This window comes from Sphaerisporangium rhizosphaerae, assembly GCF_042665155.1.
In the GTDB taxonomy this organism is placed as follows: domain Bacteria; phylum Actinomycetota; class Actinomycetes; order Streptosporangiales; family Streptosporangiaceae; genus Sphaerisporangium; species Sphaerisporangium rhizosphaerae.
Window position 1 is genome coordinate 42,270 of sequence record NZ_JBHTCG010000044.1, and the last position, 13,519, is coordinate 55,788.

At 74.9% G+C, this 13,519-nt stretch carries 11 protein-coding genes and 1 pseudogene; all 12 read right to left on the minus strand.

Annotation, left to right across the window (positions count from 1 at the left end):
- Positions 1-45: 45 nt before the first annotated feature.
- The gene (locus tag ACFQSB_RS36775) at positions 46-756 is read right to left on the minus strand and encodes a hypothetical protein (protein WP_380831698.1); all 711 of its coding nucleotides are present in this window, start codon (positions 754-756) and stop codon (positions 46-48) included.
- A gap of 80 nt (positions 757-836) precedes the next feature.
- Positions 837-2,774, minus strand: coding sequence for a phage tail protein (locus ACFQSB_RS36780; RefSeq protein ID WP_380831700.1), 1,938 nt, complete (start codon positions 2,772-2,774; stop codon positions 837-839).
- A 3-nt stretch (positions 2,775-2,777) separates the two neighbouring features.
- A complete protein-coding gene (locus ACFQSB_RS36785) occupies positions 2,778-3,749 on the minus strand; it encodes a hypothetical protein (protein ID WP_380831701.1) in 972 nt (323 codons plus the stop codon).
- The gene (locus tag ACFQSB_RS36790; protein ID WP_380831702.1) at positions 3,746-4,558 is read right to left on the minus strand and encodes a hypothetical protein; all 813 of its coding nucleotides are present in this window, start codon (positions 4,556-4,558) and stop codon (positions 3,746-3,748) included. The genes ACFQSB_RS36785 and ACFQSB_RS36790 overlap by 4 nt, the downstream gene beginning before the upstream one ends.
- Complete coding sequence (locus ACFQSB_RS36795; RefSeq protein WP_380831704.1) at positions 4,555-6,534, minus strand: putative baseplate assembly protein; 1,980 nt, start codon at positions 6,532-6,534, stop codon at positions 4,555-4,557. Before ACFQSB_RS36795 ends, ACFQSB_RS36790 begins: the two co-directional genes overlap by 4 nt.
- 2 nt (positions 6,535-6,536) lie before the next feature.
- Complete coding sequence (locus ACFQSB_RS36800) at positions 6,537-9,695, minus strand: putative baseplate assembly protein (protein ID WP_380831706.1); 3,159 nt, start codon at positions 9,693-9,695, stop codon at positions 6,537-6,539.
- Positions 9,692-10,102 (minus strand): GPW/gp25 family protein, encoded by a 411-nt coding sequence (locus ACFQSB_RS36805; RefSeq protein WP_380831708.1) that lies wholly within the window; start codon positions 10,100-10,102, stop codon positions 9,692-9,694. The genes ACFQSB_RS36800 and ACFQSB_RS36805 overlap by 4 nt, the downstream gene beginning before the upstream one ends.
- Positions 10,103-10,104: 2 nt before the next feature.
- Positions 10,105-10,410 (minus strand): PAAR domain-containing protein, encoded by a 306-nt coding sequence (locus tag ACFQSB_RS36810; RefSeq protein WP_380831710.1) that lies wholly within the window; start codon positions 10,408-10,410, stop codon positions 10,105-10,107.
- A gap of 10 nt (positions 10,411-10,420) precedes the next feature.
- A complete protein-coding gene (locus ACFQSB_RS36815; protein WP_380831712.1) occupies positions 10,421-11,080 on the minus strand; it encodes a phage baseplate assembly protein V in 660 nt (219 codons plus the stop codon).
- 11 nt (positions 11,081-11,091) lie between these two features.
- Entirely contained in the window at positions 11,092-12,297 is a 1,206-nt protein-coding gene (locus ACFQSB_RS36820; RefSeq protein WP_380831714.1) for a phage late control D family protein, read from the minus strand.
- On the minus strand, positions 12,294-12,977 hold the full coding sequence (locus ACFQSB_RS36825; RefSeq protein ID WP_380831716.1) for a CIS tube protein: 684 nt from the start codon (positions 12,975-12,977) through the stop codon (positions 12,294-12,296). Before ACFQSB_RS36825 ends, ACFQSB_RS36820 begins: the two co-directional genes overlap by 4 nt.
- 25 nt (positions 12,978-13,002) lie before the next feature.
- Positions 13,003-13,519: pseudogene (locus ACFQSB_RS36830) on the minus strand (hypothetical protein); the annotation flags it as partial.

The following is a 13,519-nucleotide window of genomic DNA, read 5'->3' on the forward strand; positions in this document are numbered from 1 at the left end:
GCGCGTTGCCGGATATGTAGTGGTCTTTCGTCATGTGCCGTCAGGTCAGTCGGCGAGATCGTCGACGAGCGCGGTGAGCAGGGCCAGCAGCACCCGATTGGTGGGTGCGATCGGGCGCACCGTGATGTCCACGCCATCCGGGGCGCAGCGCAGATCGTCGGTGACCTGGACATCGGCCAGCGGCACGCACGGGTCGTGCGGCCGCGCCCGGCAGTCCCTGGTGACCCAGCGGGCCAGCGCCGCATGGTCGACGCGGCCGTGCCTGACCAGGTCGTGCGGCGGCCGTGACGCCGGCGGTCGCGGCGCCTCCTCGCGGAACTCGATCCGGTACCCCTCCCTGACCGTGCCGGGCAGGCACGGATCGGGGTCGTCACAGTTGCCGGCGTACACCGGGACGGGGTCGCCCAGGCACTCGTGGTAGCGCAGGACGACGCGAATCCTCGCGTCGTCGGCGCAGCCGGCCGCCCGGTCCACGACGGCGGCCATGGTGTCCTGCGGGACCTCGATCCGCGGCGACCGCTCGGGCACCACGACCTGCCTCCCCCATCCGTCCACGGCCAGCCCCGGACTGATCCGCAGGCCTCCGCCGTCCTTGGTGAGGGTGACATCGAGCCCGCACACCACGCCGTGCCCGGCGGCCAGCCGGGCGTACCGGCGGCTCTGCTGCAGGAAGTAGCCCGTCTCGGCCTTGAACGTGTCGACCCCGAGCAGACGGCCGTAGAAGTAGTTGTTCCTGGTGGGGATCTCCAGATCCATCGCCGTCGCTCCTCAGCTTCGCGAATTTCCCGAGTGTCGGCCCGGAGCCGCTCTATGGGACGGTCCGGTGAACAGGTGCATCAGATCTGCGCGTGCCCGGCGACCGAAGTGCCGCCGAGTCGCGGGGGCGGCTCGCCGCCGAGCACGAGCCCTCCGGGACCGAGGTCGCCCAGCGCGGTGGCCGCCCGCGGCCCGCCGAGGACCGTGTCCACCCCGAGGATGGCCTGGACGCCCACCCGCATCCGAGGCTCGACCACGCACACGTGCGCCGCCGTGTGGGCCGGCTTCTCCCGTTCCACCACGGCCCGCACGCGTCCGGGCAGGCCGTCGTGGAAGCCCGGACCCCGCCGCACCCGGACGGTGAACCGGTGGGCGGTCTCCGCCGTCGGTGGCATCCGGTAGGGCGCGGACCCCAGCACCGACGCGTCGAGCGTCGCGCCCCTCCCGAGCACGGGCGGTTCGATCGCGCCGAGCACCGTTCCCACCCCGAGGCGCTGGACGAGGGCTCCTGCCTCCGGCCCCTCGGGAAGCGACCACCATCCGCAGGACCGCGCGGACTCCTCGACGACGGCGTCCGCGCCCGCCGCCTCCAGGGCCGCGCGCAGCCCGCCGGGGGTCCCCCGGCGGGCGTGCGCCGCGAACGCGTCGCGGATCGCTTCCCGGCCAGCGCCCGCTTCGAGGCCGAGCCACCCGGCGAGCCGTCCCGGATCGGGGCTCGCCGACGGATCGAACAGCGCAGGCAGGTCCTCGATCTCCTCGTGCAGGTCGCCGAACGTGCTCTCGAACACCGCCAGCCATCGCGCCATGAAGTCCGCGGGCCCCCCGGCGGCTCCCGGCTCGCCGTAGACGGCGGGCAGGTGGCGCAGATAGCCCTCCGGCCCGAAGTCGACGCGTATCTGGGACAGCACGGGACCGGCCGTCCCGGTGGAGGAGAAGGAGACTCCCACCCACAGGTCCGGTCCCGGCAAGGACGACGCGGTGAGGAGGGTGTGGCCGGTGTCCGGGGGAAGCGCCGTCCAGGCCGGGTCGGTCCCCGGTGGACCGGCGGGCGGGGATCCCGTCACGTGGAGCGTGTATCCGGTCCCGGCCACGTGGGCGCGCACCAGCCGGGGCCGGTCGCGGCGGCCGAGCGGGTCCCGGTACGGCCCGCCCCACAGCGAGCCGCTGGTGCGGCACGCCCCGGCCGGGGTGAGACGCGCCGGCGGCTCGCCCGCACCGGTGTTGAGCAGGATGCCGAGCCGGTCGTCGGCCGCGATCGCCGCGACGGGTCCGCGGAACCCGGCAGCCGTGCCCACCAGGCGCCCATCGTCCTCGTACACGGCGAGCAGGCCGCGCTCGCCGTCCCCGACCAGGACCCGGTGCCCGGTGAAGCACAGGGCCGTGGCCCGCGCGAGACCGGTGTCCCACTCGGAGGTGATCGCTCCCGTCCAGTCAGCGGACTGCACCAGCCCGCTCGCGCGCAGCACGAGAAGCCCGCCCGGCGCGGCGGCCACCGCGGTCGCCGCCGGGCCGTCCACGCGGCCGGCCTCACGGCCCCACTGGTCCAGCAGCCGCACGCGGCCGTCGTCCACGACCGCCACCGCCCCCGCCGGGCCCGCCGCCAGGGAGACCGGCGCGGCGAACCGTTCCCAGACCTCCGAGACCTGCCTGGTACGGGCGTCCAGCAGCACGATGCGACCGCTGCCCGCGTCCGCCACGAGCACGGCGCGGCGCGCAGGATGGTAGGCGAGCCCGCGCGGGGTGCGCGGTGTCCCGTAGACCAGCGGGTACGGTGCGCCTTCGCGTCCGCGCACGCACAGCAGCCGGTTCCGCTCCGGATCGGTGAAAAGGACGTCGCCATCCGGCAGGACCACGATCCCGGCGGGCGCCGTCCTCGCGGCGTCGCCCGGGATGACCGTCACCTCCGGCGCGAGGGGGAGGGACGCCAGGCGCAGCGAGCCGTCCGCGCCGAGGTCGAGCCCGGACAGGTGCATGCCGCGCCAGCGACCCTCGACGTTGAGATAGCGGTACTCGCGCACGGCTCAGTCCTCGATTCCCAGCCAGGTCACGCCGAGCGTCGCCTTCGCCGCGTCCAGCACCGGCTGCAGGGCGTCGGTGGTGAACCCGCCGCCGATCGTGAGAAGCGGGACACGGCACCGGAAACCGGCCACCGCCGGCTCCTGCACGTACGCCACGCCGTCCATCAGGGCGAGGGTGGCCGTGGTCTCGAAGGCGACCTGCCAGGTCGCGAGCAGCGGCCGGGGGCCCGCGAGCCGCGCCTGGTAGCACGGCGTGCGTGCGAACCCGGCGGCACGCGTGTCGATCCGGGTCTCGATCCACGCGAACGAGGCTTCGGCGGCGGGCGGGGAGGGCGACCAGCGCCATTCAGCCGCGACGGTTCCGCACACGACGCGCGGACGCTGCGGTGGGCGGGCGCTCCTTCGCGGGACGACGGACAGCGGCGCCGCGAGCGCGCAGTCACGCACCTGCGCGCGGGCGAGGACGATCAGCTCACCCGCCTGGACGGCCTGCCGCTCGGCGTCGTCGACCGGCCGCAGCCCTCCCGCGGGGTCGCGGCGCAATCTGACCCAGTCGAAGCGCGGCCGTTCCCGTAGCCGCACGGCGCCGCGTGGCGCGCAGATCCCGTCTCTGACCTCCGCCTCGTCGAGGTCCTCGTCCGGCGGATAGGAGATCACCAGGTCGAAGACGGCGGGCCCGCCGTCCTCGTCGCCGCCCACCGACGGCACCGGCTGGTGGTGCGTGCCGGTCAGCACGAGTTCCTGCCCGGCCGCGTTGAGCGCGTAGCCGGCCTGGACGAGCACCTGCCGATCTCCCTTGTCCCCACGCGCCGCGAGGCCGTTGCCGATTCCCGGCTGGTGCAGGCTGCGGTTGTGCAGCCAGCGCAGCTCGCGGTTGAACTCCTCCAGGCTCTGCAGATCCTCGGCGTCCAGTGGCTGCCCGTCGAAGAACCGCAGCCGTTCCACGTAGCGGGTGTCGAACAACGGATCCATCATGAACCTCCGAGAGTGTCCGGGCCGATGCCGATCCACCGGACGCACATGGCCTGCGCCTGGACGAGGCGGACCACGGTCGTGTCGAGATCCGCGGCCCGCTCGGCCCTGGAGATCTGGGGCATGGCCAGGCGGAACACGAACCGGGTGGGCCCCGGCTCGACGACGTTCGGCAGTGCCCAGGCCAGCCAGTGCGGGGGCCGCGCGGCCGGATCCGGCCACACCGGCCAGGCGAAGTAGCACGGGACGCCGCCGAATCCCGCCGCCGTGGTGTCCACGGTCACCTGCACGCCGAGCGGGCGTTCGAGGAACCCCGTGGCGGCGGGTTTCCACGGCCGCCAGTCGGTGGCGCCGGGCGGAGTGCCGCCGAGTGCCATGTACGGCGTGCGCCTGCTCCTCGCGCCGGCGACCACCAGGTGAGGCTCGCCCTGCTCGTCCACGCCGAGCCGCGCCAGCGTCACGCCGTCGTGGTGGTGTGCCGTCCCGTCGCCGGCCTCCCAGGCCAGTTCGGGGCGGCCCGCACACAGGTAGAGGACCAGACAGGCAGGGCCGAGGCCGGCGGGAAGCGAAACCGTCCGGACGGCGCCGACCACCAGTTCCCGTCCGCGCCTGTCGTACGCCACCCCCGGCTCGATCTCGGCCGTCCCGCCCGCCAGCCTGACCTCAAGGCCGGATGCCACGCCGCCCGCGTGGTGCGCGGCGCGGTTGTGCCACCAGCGCATCTGGGCGTCGAACGCGGCCTGGTCGCGCAGGTCCCGCGCGAGTATCCGCTGCCCGCGCGCGTACCGCAGCCGGAACCTGGGGTCGGTCATGGGAGCACCTCGATCTCGTGTACGGCCGGCTCGACCAGGCCGAGCGGTCCGACGCGGACGTCGCCGCATGCGCCGCGGCAGCCGGCGGCGGTCACCTCCAGGCCGGTCACGTAGGCCACGCCGGGGACGGCGGCGACCACTCCCAGCACCTCGGCCCGGGAGACGTCGCGGCCGAGCGGCCACCCGCGCCCGTCACGCCCTCCGGTGAGCGGGTCGAAGAAGGCCCGTAGTGCCTCGGCGGCCCGCAGGGAGACCTCCGCGCCCTGGTGGGTCGCCTCGGCGCGGACCTTCGCGCGTACGGTGACGCGCGTGTAGACGGGACCGGCGACCTCGATCGCGGTGCCGACGAGCCGTTGGCGGCACAGCCGGGCGGCGATCGTCCGCAGCAGTTCCGCCGACGGCTCCGGCCGGCCCTTCGGCAGGTGGGGGACGACCACGACCGTGACGACGCCCTCCGCCACGACGCAGGGCATGCGCGGATGGACGCCCGGCAGCGCGACGGCGCGGGCCACCCGCGTGCCGGGGGTGGACAGGGCCAGTGCCTCGATGTCGGCGGCGGTGACCGCCCGGGTGGTCTGGCCGAGCAGGTCCGCCATCCGGCGCTCGCCTTGCGCCGTCGTCTCCCCTGGCGCCCCTCCGGCCGCCGTCACCGGATTGCTCACCGCGTACGGCGGGACGGGCCCGCCGCTCGTGAGGAGGGCACGGTTGTGGGGGGAGTCGGCGACGGCGGTGAGGGCACCCGCGGGGATGTTGCCCGCCTCGCCGGCCGTGGTGCGGGCCACCGCGACGACGTGGGCGCCCTGCGGCGGGACCAGCCCGTTCGCGCCGTCACCGAAGGACAGCGCGCCGCTCTCCCGGTCCAGCACCGCGTGGGCGTCGGCCGGCCCGGAGGCGGCCAGGTCCGGACGGAGCCACCAGCGCCGCCACCGGCCGCCTTCCTCCAGCGTCCACAGCCGCAGCCGCTCGACGGGCGCGGAAGGCGCCGTGAGCCGCAGTTCGGGCCGGCCGTCCGCGACGCCCAGCGCGGCGGCCTCGACCGACAGCTCACCCCACCCAGGTCCGGGGGGCGTGTAACCGTACACGTAGAGTGACGGGCCTTCCCCGGCGCCGGTGGCGACGAGCGCGGTGATCGCGCCGTCGTCACCGACCTCCACGCGCAGGAAGGTCCTGCGGCCTGGCCTGATCGAGCCGGCGATCCGCGCGTCCGGGCGGACGGCCCAGGTCAGCGTGCCGAGCGGTGGCGACTGCGCGGCCCACACGCCGTCCGCGACCAGGGCCGTGAGCTCGGGCGCCGCGTCATGACGGCCGCTCGCGAGGCGGCATCGCACTCGGGACAGGCCGCCCGCCGGAGCGGTCAGCTCCACGGTGCCGTCCCGGGTCAGCGCCCGGGTCGTGTCCACCGCCGGCAGCGGGCGCCACAGGCCGGACGCCGTGGCGTGCTCCCAGACCGTACGTGCCGAATGGTGCTCGGCGGGTTCGGGGCCCGGCGGCGTGCCGGTCGCGACGGCCAGGGACAACGTCGTCCCGGCGGGCACCGCGCCCGAGACGCTCAGGGTCAGGGCGGCGCCCGGCCGCGGGTCGTCGCCGAACGGCAGCCGCCAGCCGGGGGCGTGGGTGATCCGCGCTCCCGTGCCGGTCAGCCGCCGCAGCGAGCGGAACCTGATGGAGTCGCCGAACTCCGTCGTGGCGGGCAAGGTCACCGGGGAGTCCAGGCGGACGATCACCCGGGCCGGCCGTGGCGGCGCGGTCGGCACCCCGGCCAGCCGCAGGAAGGCCCGCCGGTGCCGGTCCGACACCTGGTCGAGTTGGAAGATCTCCATCTCGGTCAGCCAGGCCAGCAATTCGATGACGGTGATGCCGGGATCGGAGGCGTTGTGGTCGGTCCAGCCGGGGGCGTACTGCACGATCAGCGCGCGTGCCTCCTCGACCAGGTCGTCCCAGCGGCGGTCGTCCAGGCGGGGCGGAGTGAGGACCATGGCTAGCCTCCGGACACTTCTAGGCGGATCTCGCCGGCGGCCGGGACCCGGCCGGGCCGCCCCGGTACGGCGTCGCCCCAGGGCAGGAAGGCGAGACCGGTGACCTGCTCGAGGCCGGGCACGGCGGCGAGCGCGGCGGCCACATCGGACAGGTGCAGGTCCGCGCCGGGCGCGAGGCCCTGACGCCCGGGGCCGCCGCTCACCGGGTCCAAGAAGCGGGTGATCGCCCATCTGGCCGCCGCCTCGACCTCACCGGCCAGGTCGGGGTCGGCCGGGACGAGCGTGGCGGTGACGCCGACGGAGAGGTACGCGGGTCCGGTCACCGCGATCCGCACCCAGGCGGGCGCGTGGGCGGCGAGGTGACGGCGGACGGTCTCGCACAGCCCCGGGGAAGGCAGCGGCTCGCCGTACGGGACGACCGCGACGGTCACCGACCCAGGTGGCCCGGGGACCGGCCACGCCCGGGCGACCGCGGGAGAGGCCGCGGCGGCGAGGACCGCGTAGTCGTCTCCGGTGACGGCCCGGCCGTGCGCCCTGATCGTCCCCGGCGCGCGGGCCAGCAGCGCGCGGAGGGTCTCGGCCTCGGTGCCCCCAGTGGCAGGCCGGGGGTTGGTGACCTGCTCGATCGCCGCCGCCGTGCCGAGGACCTGGGTGACGGCCCCGGCGGCGACGTTACCCGCGCGCCCGCCCCCCGTCCGGTACAGCGCGGCTACCACGGCCGCGCCGGGGGGCGGCATCCGGCCGTGCCGCCCGTCTCCGAACACCATCAGCCCGCGGACGGGCTCCAGCAGGTAGTGGCGGTCGCCGGGACCCGAGCCGTACAGGTCGCTTCGCTCATCCCAGCGCACCCACACCTCGCGCACGCGCCCGTCACGGTCGCGCACCAGCCGCAGCGGGCCCTGCGCGACGTCGCCGCGGCTCTCGCCGAGGCGGGCGTCGAGGCCGGGCAGCGCGGCGGCGCCGAGCACGGCGGCGGCCGTCAGCCGCCACTCAACCTCCGCCCGCATGCCCGCCAGCTCGCGCACCTCGACGGCGGGGCCGGACAACACGGGGATGCGGCGGAAGGCGAGGGCCTGGCCCGGCGTGCCGTCCGCCGTTCCGAGCGGCTCACCTGTGATGGTCTCCCGCTGGACGGCCCACGCCGCGTACGGGCGGATCTGGAGGATCTCGGGGTCGCCGGGCGGGCCGTCCTGCGTGAGCCGGGCCCGCAGCCAGTGGCGCGGTCCGGCGAAGCGGGCGAGCGGCGCGCTGTCGGCGGGGACGGCCAGCGACACCAGCCCCGGCCGGCGCAGCCCGGCCGTCTCGTCCTCCGCCGGCAGCCGCCGCCAGCCGGCGGCGTTCCAGTACTCCCAGATAAGCGCCGGGCCTCGCGGGTCGTCGGGGACCTCGGTGACCTCCAGGTGGATGCCGAGCCGATCCTCGGGAAAGGGGCCGTCGAACCCGAGGTACAGCGCCGGCGAGGGGTCGCCGACCGGCGAGTACGGAAGGAACGCCCCGCCTGGCCAGGCCGCCTCTTCCGTGCGGTCGGTGTAGGTGAAGTCGTTCCAGGCGAGCACCCGTTCGGCCGCCACCGGGCCGTCCTGCCACAGGTGGCCGAGCCGGATGTCGGCCAGGATCGGCGGGCGGGGCACCAGGTAGGTGACGCCGTTGACGGTGTGCCGGGACGCGTAGGCGCCCGCGGTCAGCCGCGCGCGCAGCCAGCGCCCCTGAACGCCGCCGACCTCGGCCGGTTCGAGGTCGTCCGGCACCACGAGGTCGAGCACGCCGAGGCGGTCGAACGCGCCTGGTTCGTCCATGCCCGCGGTGAGCATCGACACCCAGTTCCGGCCGTTGAAGTACTCCCAGCTCACGGTGTGCGACAGGATGTCCCCGCCGGTCACGGTCTCGACCGCCGCGGGCTGGATGTACACGCGCAGCCGCGCGCCGGGCCGCTCCAGGGCGTCCTCGCCGCTCAGGTACAGGGCGGCGCCGGGCTGCGGCTGCCCGCCGAGCGGTTGGAACGGCCGCGTCAGGTCCACCGGGGCCGCCTCGGCGACGGCCTGGTCGGCGGCGGGCATGGCGAGGGTGAAGGTGAGCCCCGCGGTGCCCTCGGTCAGGCGTTCGGCCTGCCGGGTCGCGCCGAGCGCGACCGAGACGGTGTCGCCTGGCCGTGCCCCCGCGAACCGGGCGAGGCCCTCCGCGTCCGTCGGCTGGGTCGATCCCGCTTCCTCGAGGGTGACCTGGACGCCGCCCAGGCCGAGGCCGGTGGCGTCGCGGACGTTGACGTCGACGCCCGGACCGGGGCCGGAGGCGGCGGCCACGGTCCAGATCGAGGTGTAGGCGCGGTCGACGGTGGTGCTGAGCCGCACGGCGTCCACCTCGGGCAGGACGCGGGCCGGATCCGGGGGCAGGGTTTCGTCGAGACGGCCGCGGATCCAGTGGGCCTCGGTGCCGCCGACCGTCACCGGCCTGGTCCGCGCGCATCCCGCGCGCAGCAGGTAGCTGCCGCTGTGGCGCAGCCCGGCGGTGCCGTCGTCGCCGTCGAACTCCCGCCACAGTGTGCCATCCCAGTACTCCCAGCGGACCCCGAGCGGGTCACTGCCGGGTGTGGTCAGCTCAAGGCTCACGACGATCTCGGCGTCTCCTCGCAGCGCGAGCAGCCGGTCGTGGGCGAGATAGAGCACGTGCGGGGTGTCGCCCAGCCCGCTTCGGTCGAAGGGCCGCATCGGGGCGGCGCCGGTGAGCACGGCGTACTGGTCGCGTCCCGGCCACAGGGCGACGACGTCGGTGAGCCTGGCCGCGCCGACGCCGGCGGTGTGCTCGGTCTCGAACGAGATCTGGCCGTCGCGGCCGGGCGGCGGGGGCGCCGCGACCCTGGTCCCGGCGGGCAGCCGTACGGCGGGGGAGCGCTCCGCAAGCTGGAAGCACACCACGGTCCTGGCCGGGCGCGGCGGGGTGAGCGCCAGACCGAGCAGGCCGGCGAAGGCCGCGAAGCCCTTGTCGGGAGCCTGGTCCAGCCGGTGGGCGATCGTGCCGAGGTAGCGGGCGGCGACCTCCAGGATGGCCGCGTCGGGACCGGTCGGTGCGGGCCGCCATTCCGGTACGAACCCGGCGGCACGGGCGAGCAACTCCGCGACGAAGTCGCCGCGCCCGCCCGATGCCGTCCGCTCTGCCGGTGTCACGCGCCCTCCCGGACGTAGAAGGGGTAGACGAGGTTGTGCCGGGTGTTGGTCGCGCGCACCCGGTAGTCCAGTTCCACGAGCAGCCGTCCCTCCCGCCGGTCCGCGGCGTCCACCCGTACGGACTCCACGTCGATCCGGGGTTCCCAGGTGACCAGCGCGTCGCGGACGCGGTTCTCGATCCGTGCGAGCGTGGCCGCGTTGATCACGTCGAAGACGAACGCCGACAGCCCGGCCCCGAAGTCCGGCCGCATCACCCGCTCGCCCGGTGAGGTGCCCAGCACGATCAGCACGGCCTGGCGGACGTCCTCGGCGTAGGCCGCCTCGGCGAGCCGCCCCTCGGCGGTCACCCGCGGCGGGAACGCCCAGCCGATCCCGAGGAAGGGGCGGCCGTCAGCAGGGGAGGACACGGTCAGCCCCCGATCTGGACGTCGGGCCGGCCGCCGATGACGACGTTGGGCGGCCCGGCCGCCTCCACGATCTTGTCGCCCTGCCGTACGGCCGGCATGCCGTTCACGTAGACCGTCGAACTGCCGCCCACGACCACGCCGCCGGTGTGCGCGGCGGGCGTGGTGAGCGGGCAGGCGTGCGGGCCGTTCAGGGCACGCCAAGCGGGCCGTCCCCCGATGAACACGTCGGGACTTCCGGCGGGCGGGGCGCTCGGCGCCAGTGGGGTGCCGTGCGAGGTGGGGTCGCCGATCGTGGCCGCTGCGGGCATGGCGGGCTCCTCAGACAGGGGGATTGAGCTGGATGGGCTTGCCCTTGACCGTGCACGGGGCCGCGGAGGAGATGGTGACGGGCCCGGTTCCCGCGATCTCGACCATCCGGCCGGACAGGCTCAGCCGGGCGCGCGCCGTGATCTCGACGTTCACCCCGGTGATGGAGATGGTCTGATCGGTGTTCGACATGGAGATGACGAGGGTCCCGGCGGTGTTGGCCAGCTCGATCGAGGTCGGGCTGACGGTGATCTTCTGTCTGGTGGAGCTCTCGATCGTGATGGTCTGCTCGGCGTCGTCGAACTCGACGCGGTGCCCGGGGACGCCGCCGGCCAGCCCTGTCTGGATGACCCGCTTGGTCTTCGCCTCCAGCGGGTCGCTCACGGGAGGCGACTTCGAGGGGCTGTGCATTCCGCCGATGACGAAGGCGTCCTCGCCGCTCAGCGCCACCAGCACCTCGTCGCCGACCCGCGGCTGGAAGAAGATGCCGGTGCCCTGCCCGCCCCCGGCCGACACCAGCCGGGCCCAGACCTCCAGATGCAGCGCCGGCACCCGGACCAGGATGTTGCCGTGCGTGGCCAGCTCCAGGTCGTTGACCACGACGCCGGACAGCAGCCGGCTCGGGGACCTCGGGTACCGGCGTTCTCCCGAGTCGTACAGCCGTATCGTCATGGTCGCCTCTCTCAGAAGATCCGGACGCCCTGCGCGCGCAGGCCGGGGACGGGCGAGGTGAACCACACCTCTTTGCGCACCTCGAAGGCGGAGCGGTAGCCGCTGCCGTCGATGGTGTGGGTGACCGAGGTGAGCCGGTAGAGACCGCCGAACCGCGGACCGAGGCCCTCGACGGCGATCACCCGCCCCGCCCTCAGCCGAGGGTCGCCGACCGTCGTCCCGCTCGCGGTCAGCCGGTTGTTCAGCCGGGGCAGCAGCTCGCCGAGAACGCGCCGGGGCGCGGTCGCGGGCCCGTCGGCCTCCACGATCAGCGTTCCGCGGCCGCCGCCGCCGTCGCCGAGTCCCGCGCCGATCGCGTCGAGGTCGCCGAGCCCCGGGTAGACCTGCAGATCGAACGCGCCCCGGTCGTAGTCCCACGCGAGGGCGATCACGAACTCCGCGTTGATCGCCGACACCCAGATCCGGGTCGCGACCGACGCCACCTGCCCCACGGTGGTGATCCGGGGGTTGAAGTCGATGAGGGATTCCCCCCACTTGAGCACGGCCGCGGGCGCCGCGTGACCGCCGGGGAACTGGAAGCGGAGCACGTACCCCCGCGGCTCGGCGGTGTGGTCGACGTACATGTCCCAGCCGTTGTCCCTGGCCACGCCGGTCAGCAGCTCGAAGTCGCTCTGCCCCTGCTGGATGCGGATCGAGCGCTTGGCGTCGGCCGGGTCGATCGCGTACGTCGCGAGCAGAGCGAGGAACGACAGGGCCGCCCCGACGGGGTCGACGACCGGGACCAGCAGGTTCGTCGCGCCGACCGCCGCGGCGATGACCGGGTCGGGCAGCGGGAACCGGCCGATGCACGGCAGGCTCAGCGCGAACGCGCGGTCCTTCGCGCCGATGGTGAGCCGCTGCATGAAGTCGTGGGCGACCACGGTGATCGTCGGCACGCCGCCGGAGGGGAAAGACGCGTCAACGCCGGTGATCTCGCCGGTGAACATGGGTTCCAGCGGGTCCGGCGCGTATCCCAGCGCGAGCTCCAGGCGGGCGTCGACGCGCAGCAGCGGGTGGTCCAGCAGGCCCGGCCGCTGGTCGGCCAGGGTGATCTCGACCCGGTTCGCGCCCTCCAGAGCGTCGGCGTAGCGGACGCCGGTCACGCACGCGCGCAGGGGGAGCGGCAGCGGCTCGCCGTCGACGGTCAGAGCGTACGCGGGGGCATAGCGGCCGGTCACGTCTCCACCTCCAGCGTCGCCGGGTTGGTGTAAGGCAGGGCGGGGACCAGCAGCGTGTCGCCCGGCGCGATGAGACGCGGGTCGGCCAGCCCGTTGGCCAGCGCGATCGGCCGCCACATGCGCGGGTCGCCGTACAGCTCGGCGGCGATCGAGCTGATGGTCTCCCCGGCGAGGACCACGTGCGCCTTGGTGAAGTCGGCGGTCTGCAGGTTCGCCGCCTTGGCCTCCTGCTCCAGATCGAGGCATTCGGCGAAGGTGCAGCCCACCTTGGCACGCACCGGGGTGCCGTCCGGCATGAGCAGGACGAACTTCTGGCTGATCCGCGTCAGCACGCAGCGGAACCGGAACCCCGCCATGGCCACGATCAGGATCGGCGGCGCGTGCAGGTCGGAGTCCAACTCCATGAACCGGGCCAGCGGCCCTGTCTGCCGGCGCACATCCTGCTTCGGCATCTCCGCGGTGTCGTAGGTGTCGAACAGCAGCTCGACCTCCAGCGTGCGCTGGTTGCCGTTCACGAACTGCACCAGCGGCGCGCCCAGCCCGGGGATGCCCTGCACCGCGAAGTTGTTGTCCTTGCCGAGTGTGAACTCTTCGGGGTTGTAGGCCACGGTGACCTTGCGGTCGGTGCGTTCGCGCCCGGCGGCGTCGAGCGGCGTGATGGTCAGCGCCTGCTGCGGCATGGCGTACCTCCCTTCGTGAGTCCGGTCAGATGAGCCCGAGGCGTTCCCTGTGGGCGACGATGCGCCGATCTATGCGGCGCACCACGTCGTCGGTGAGCCGTTCCACGTCGATGGCCGGCGGCGCGCCCGGCCCGTCCCCGTCGCCTGCCGCACGCCGCGGGGACGGCGGGTCGCCCGGGAACGGGAGCGGGGCGGCGTACGGGGACGCCTTCGGAGCGGGAGGGGCCGGTCGCGGCACCGGCCGGCCCGGGGCGGGGCCGCCCGCGGTCCGCCACTGGGGCGGGGGCCGCTCGGTCCGCCGGTGCCCGGCAGAGAGCCTGGCGGCGTCCCGCCGCAGGCTCTCTGCCCGGTCCGGCGGCACGATCGGCGCAGGTCCGCGCCGTCCCCTCCGGCCCGGCGCGCCGGGCGGCCCCGGCCGCGGCTCCTCGGTCGCCGCGGCCGACGCCGCGGCGGTGACGACCCGGAGCGCACCCGGCGCGCCGCGGACGACCGTGTGGACGGCCGCGCGCCGGTCGGCCACGCACGCGGGCGGCGGCCTGAGA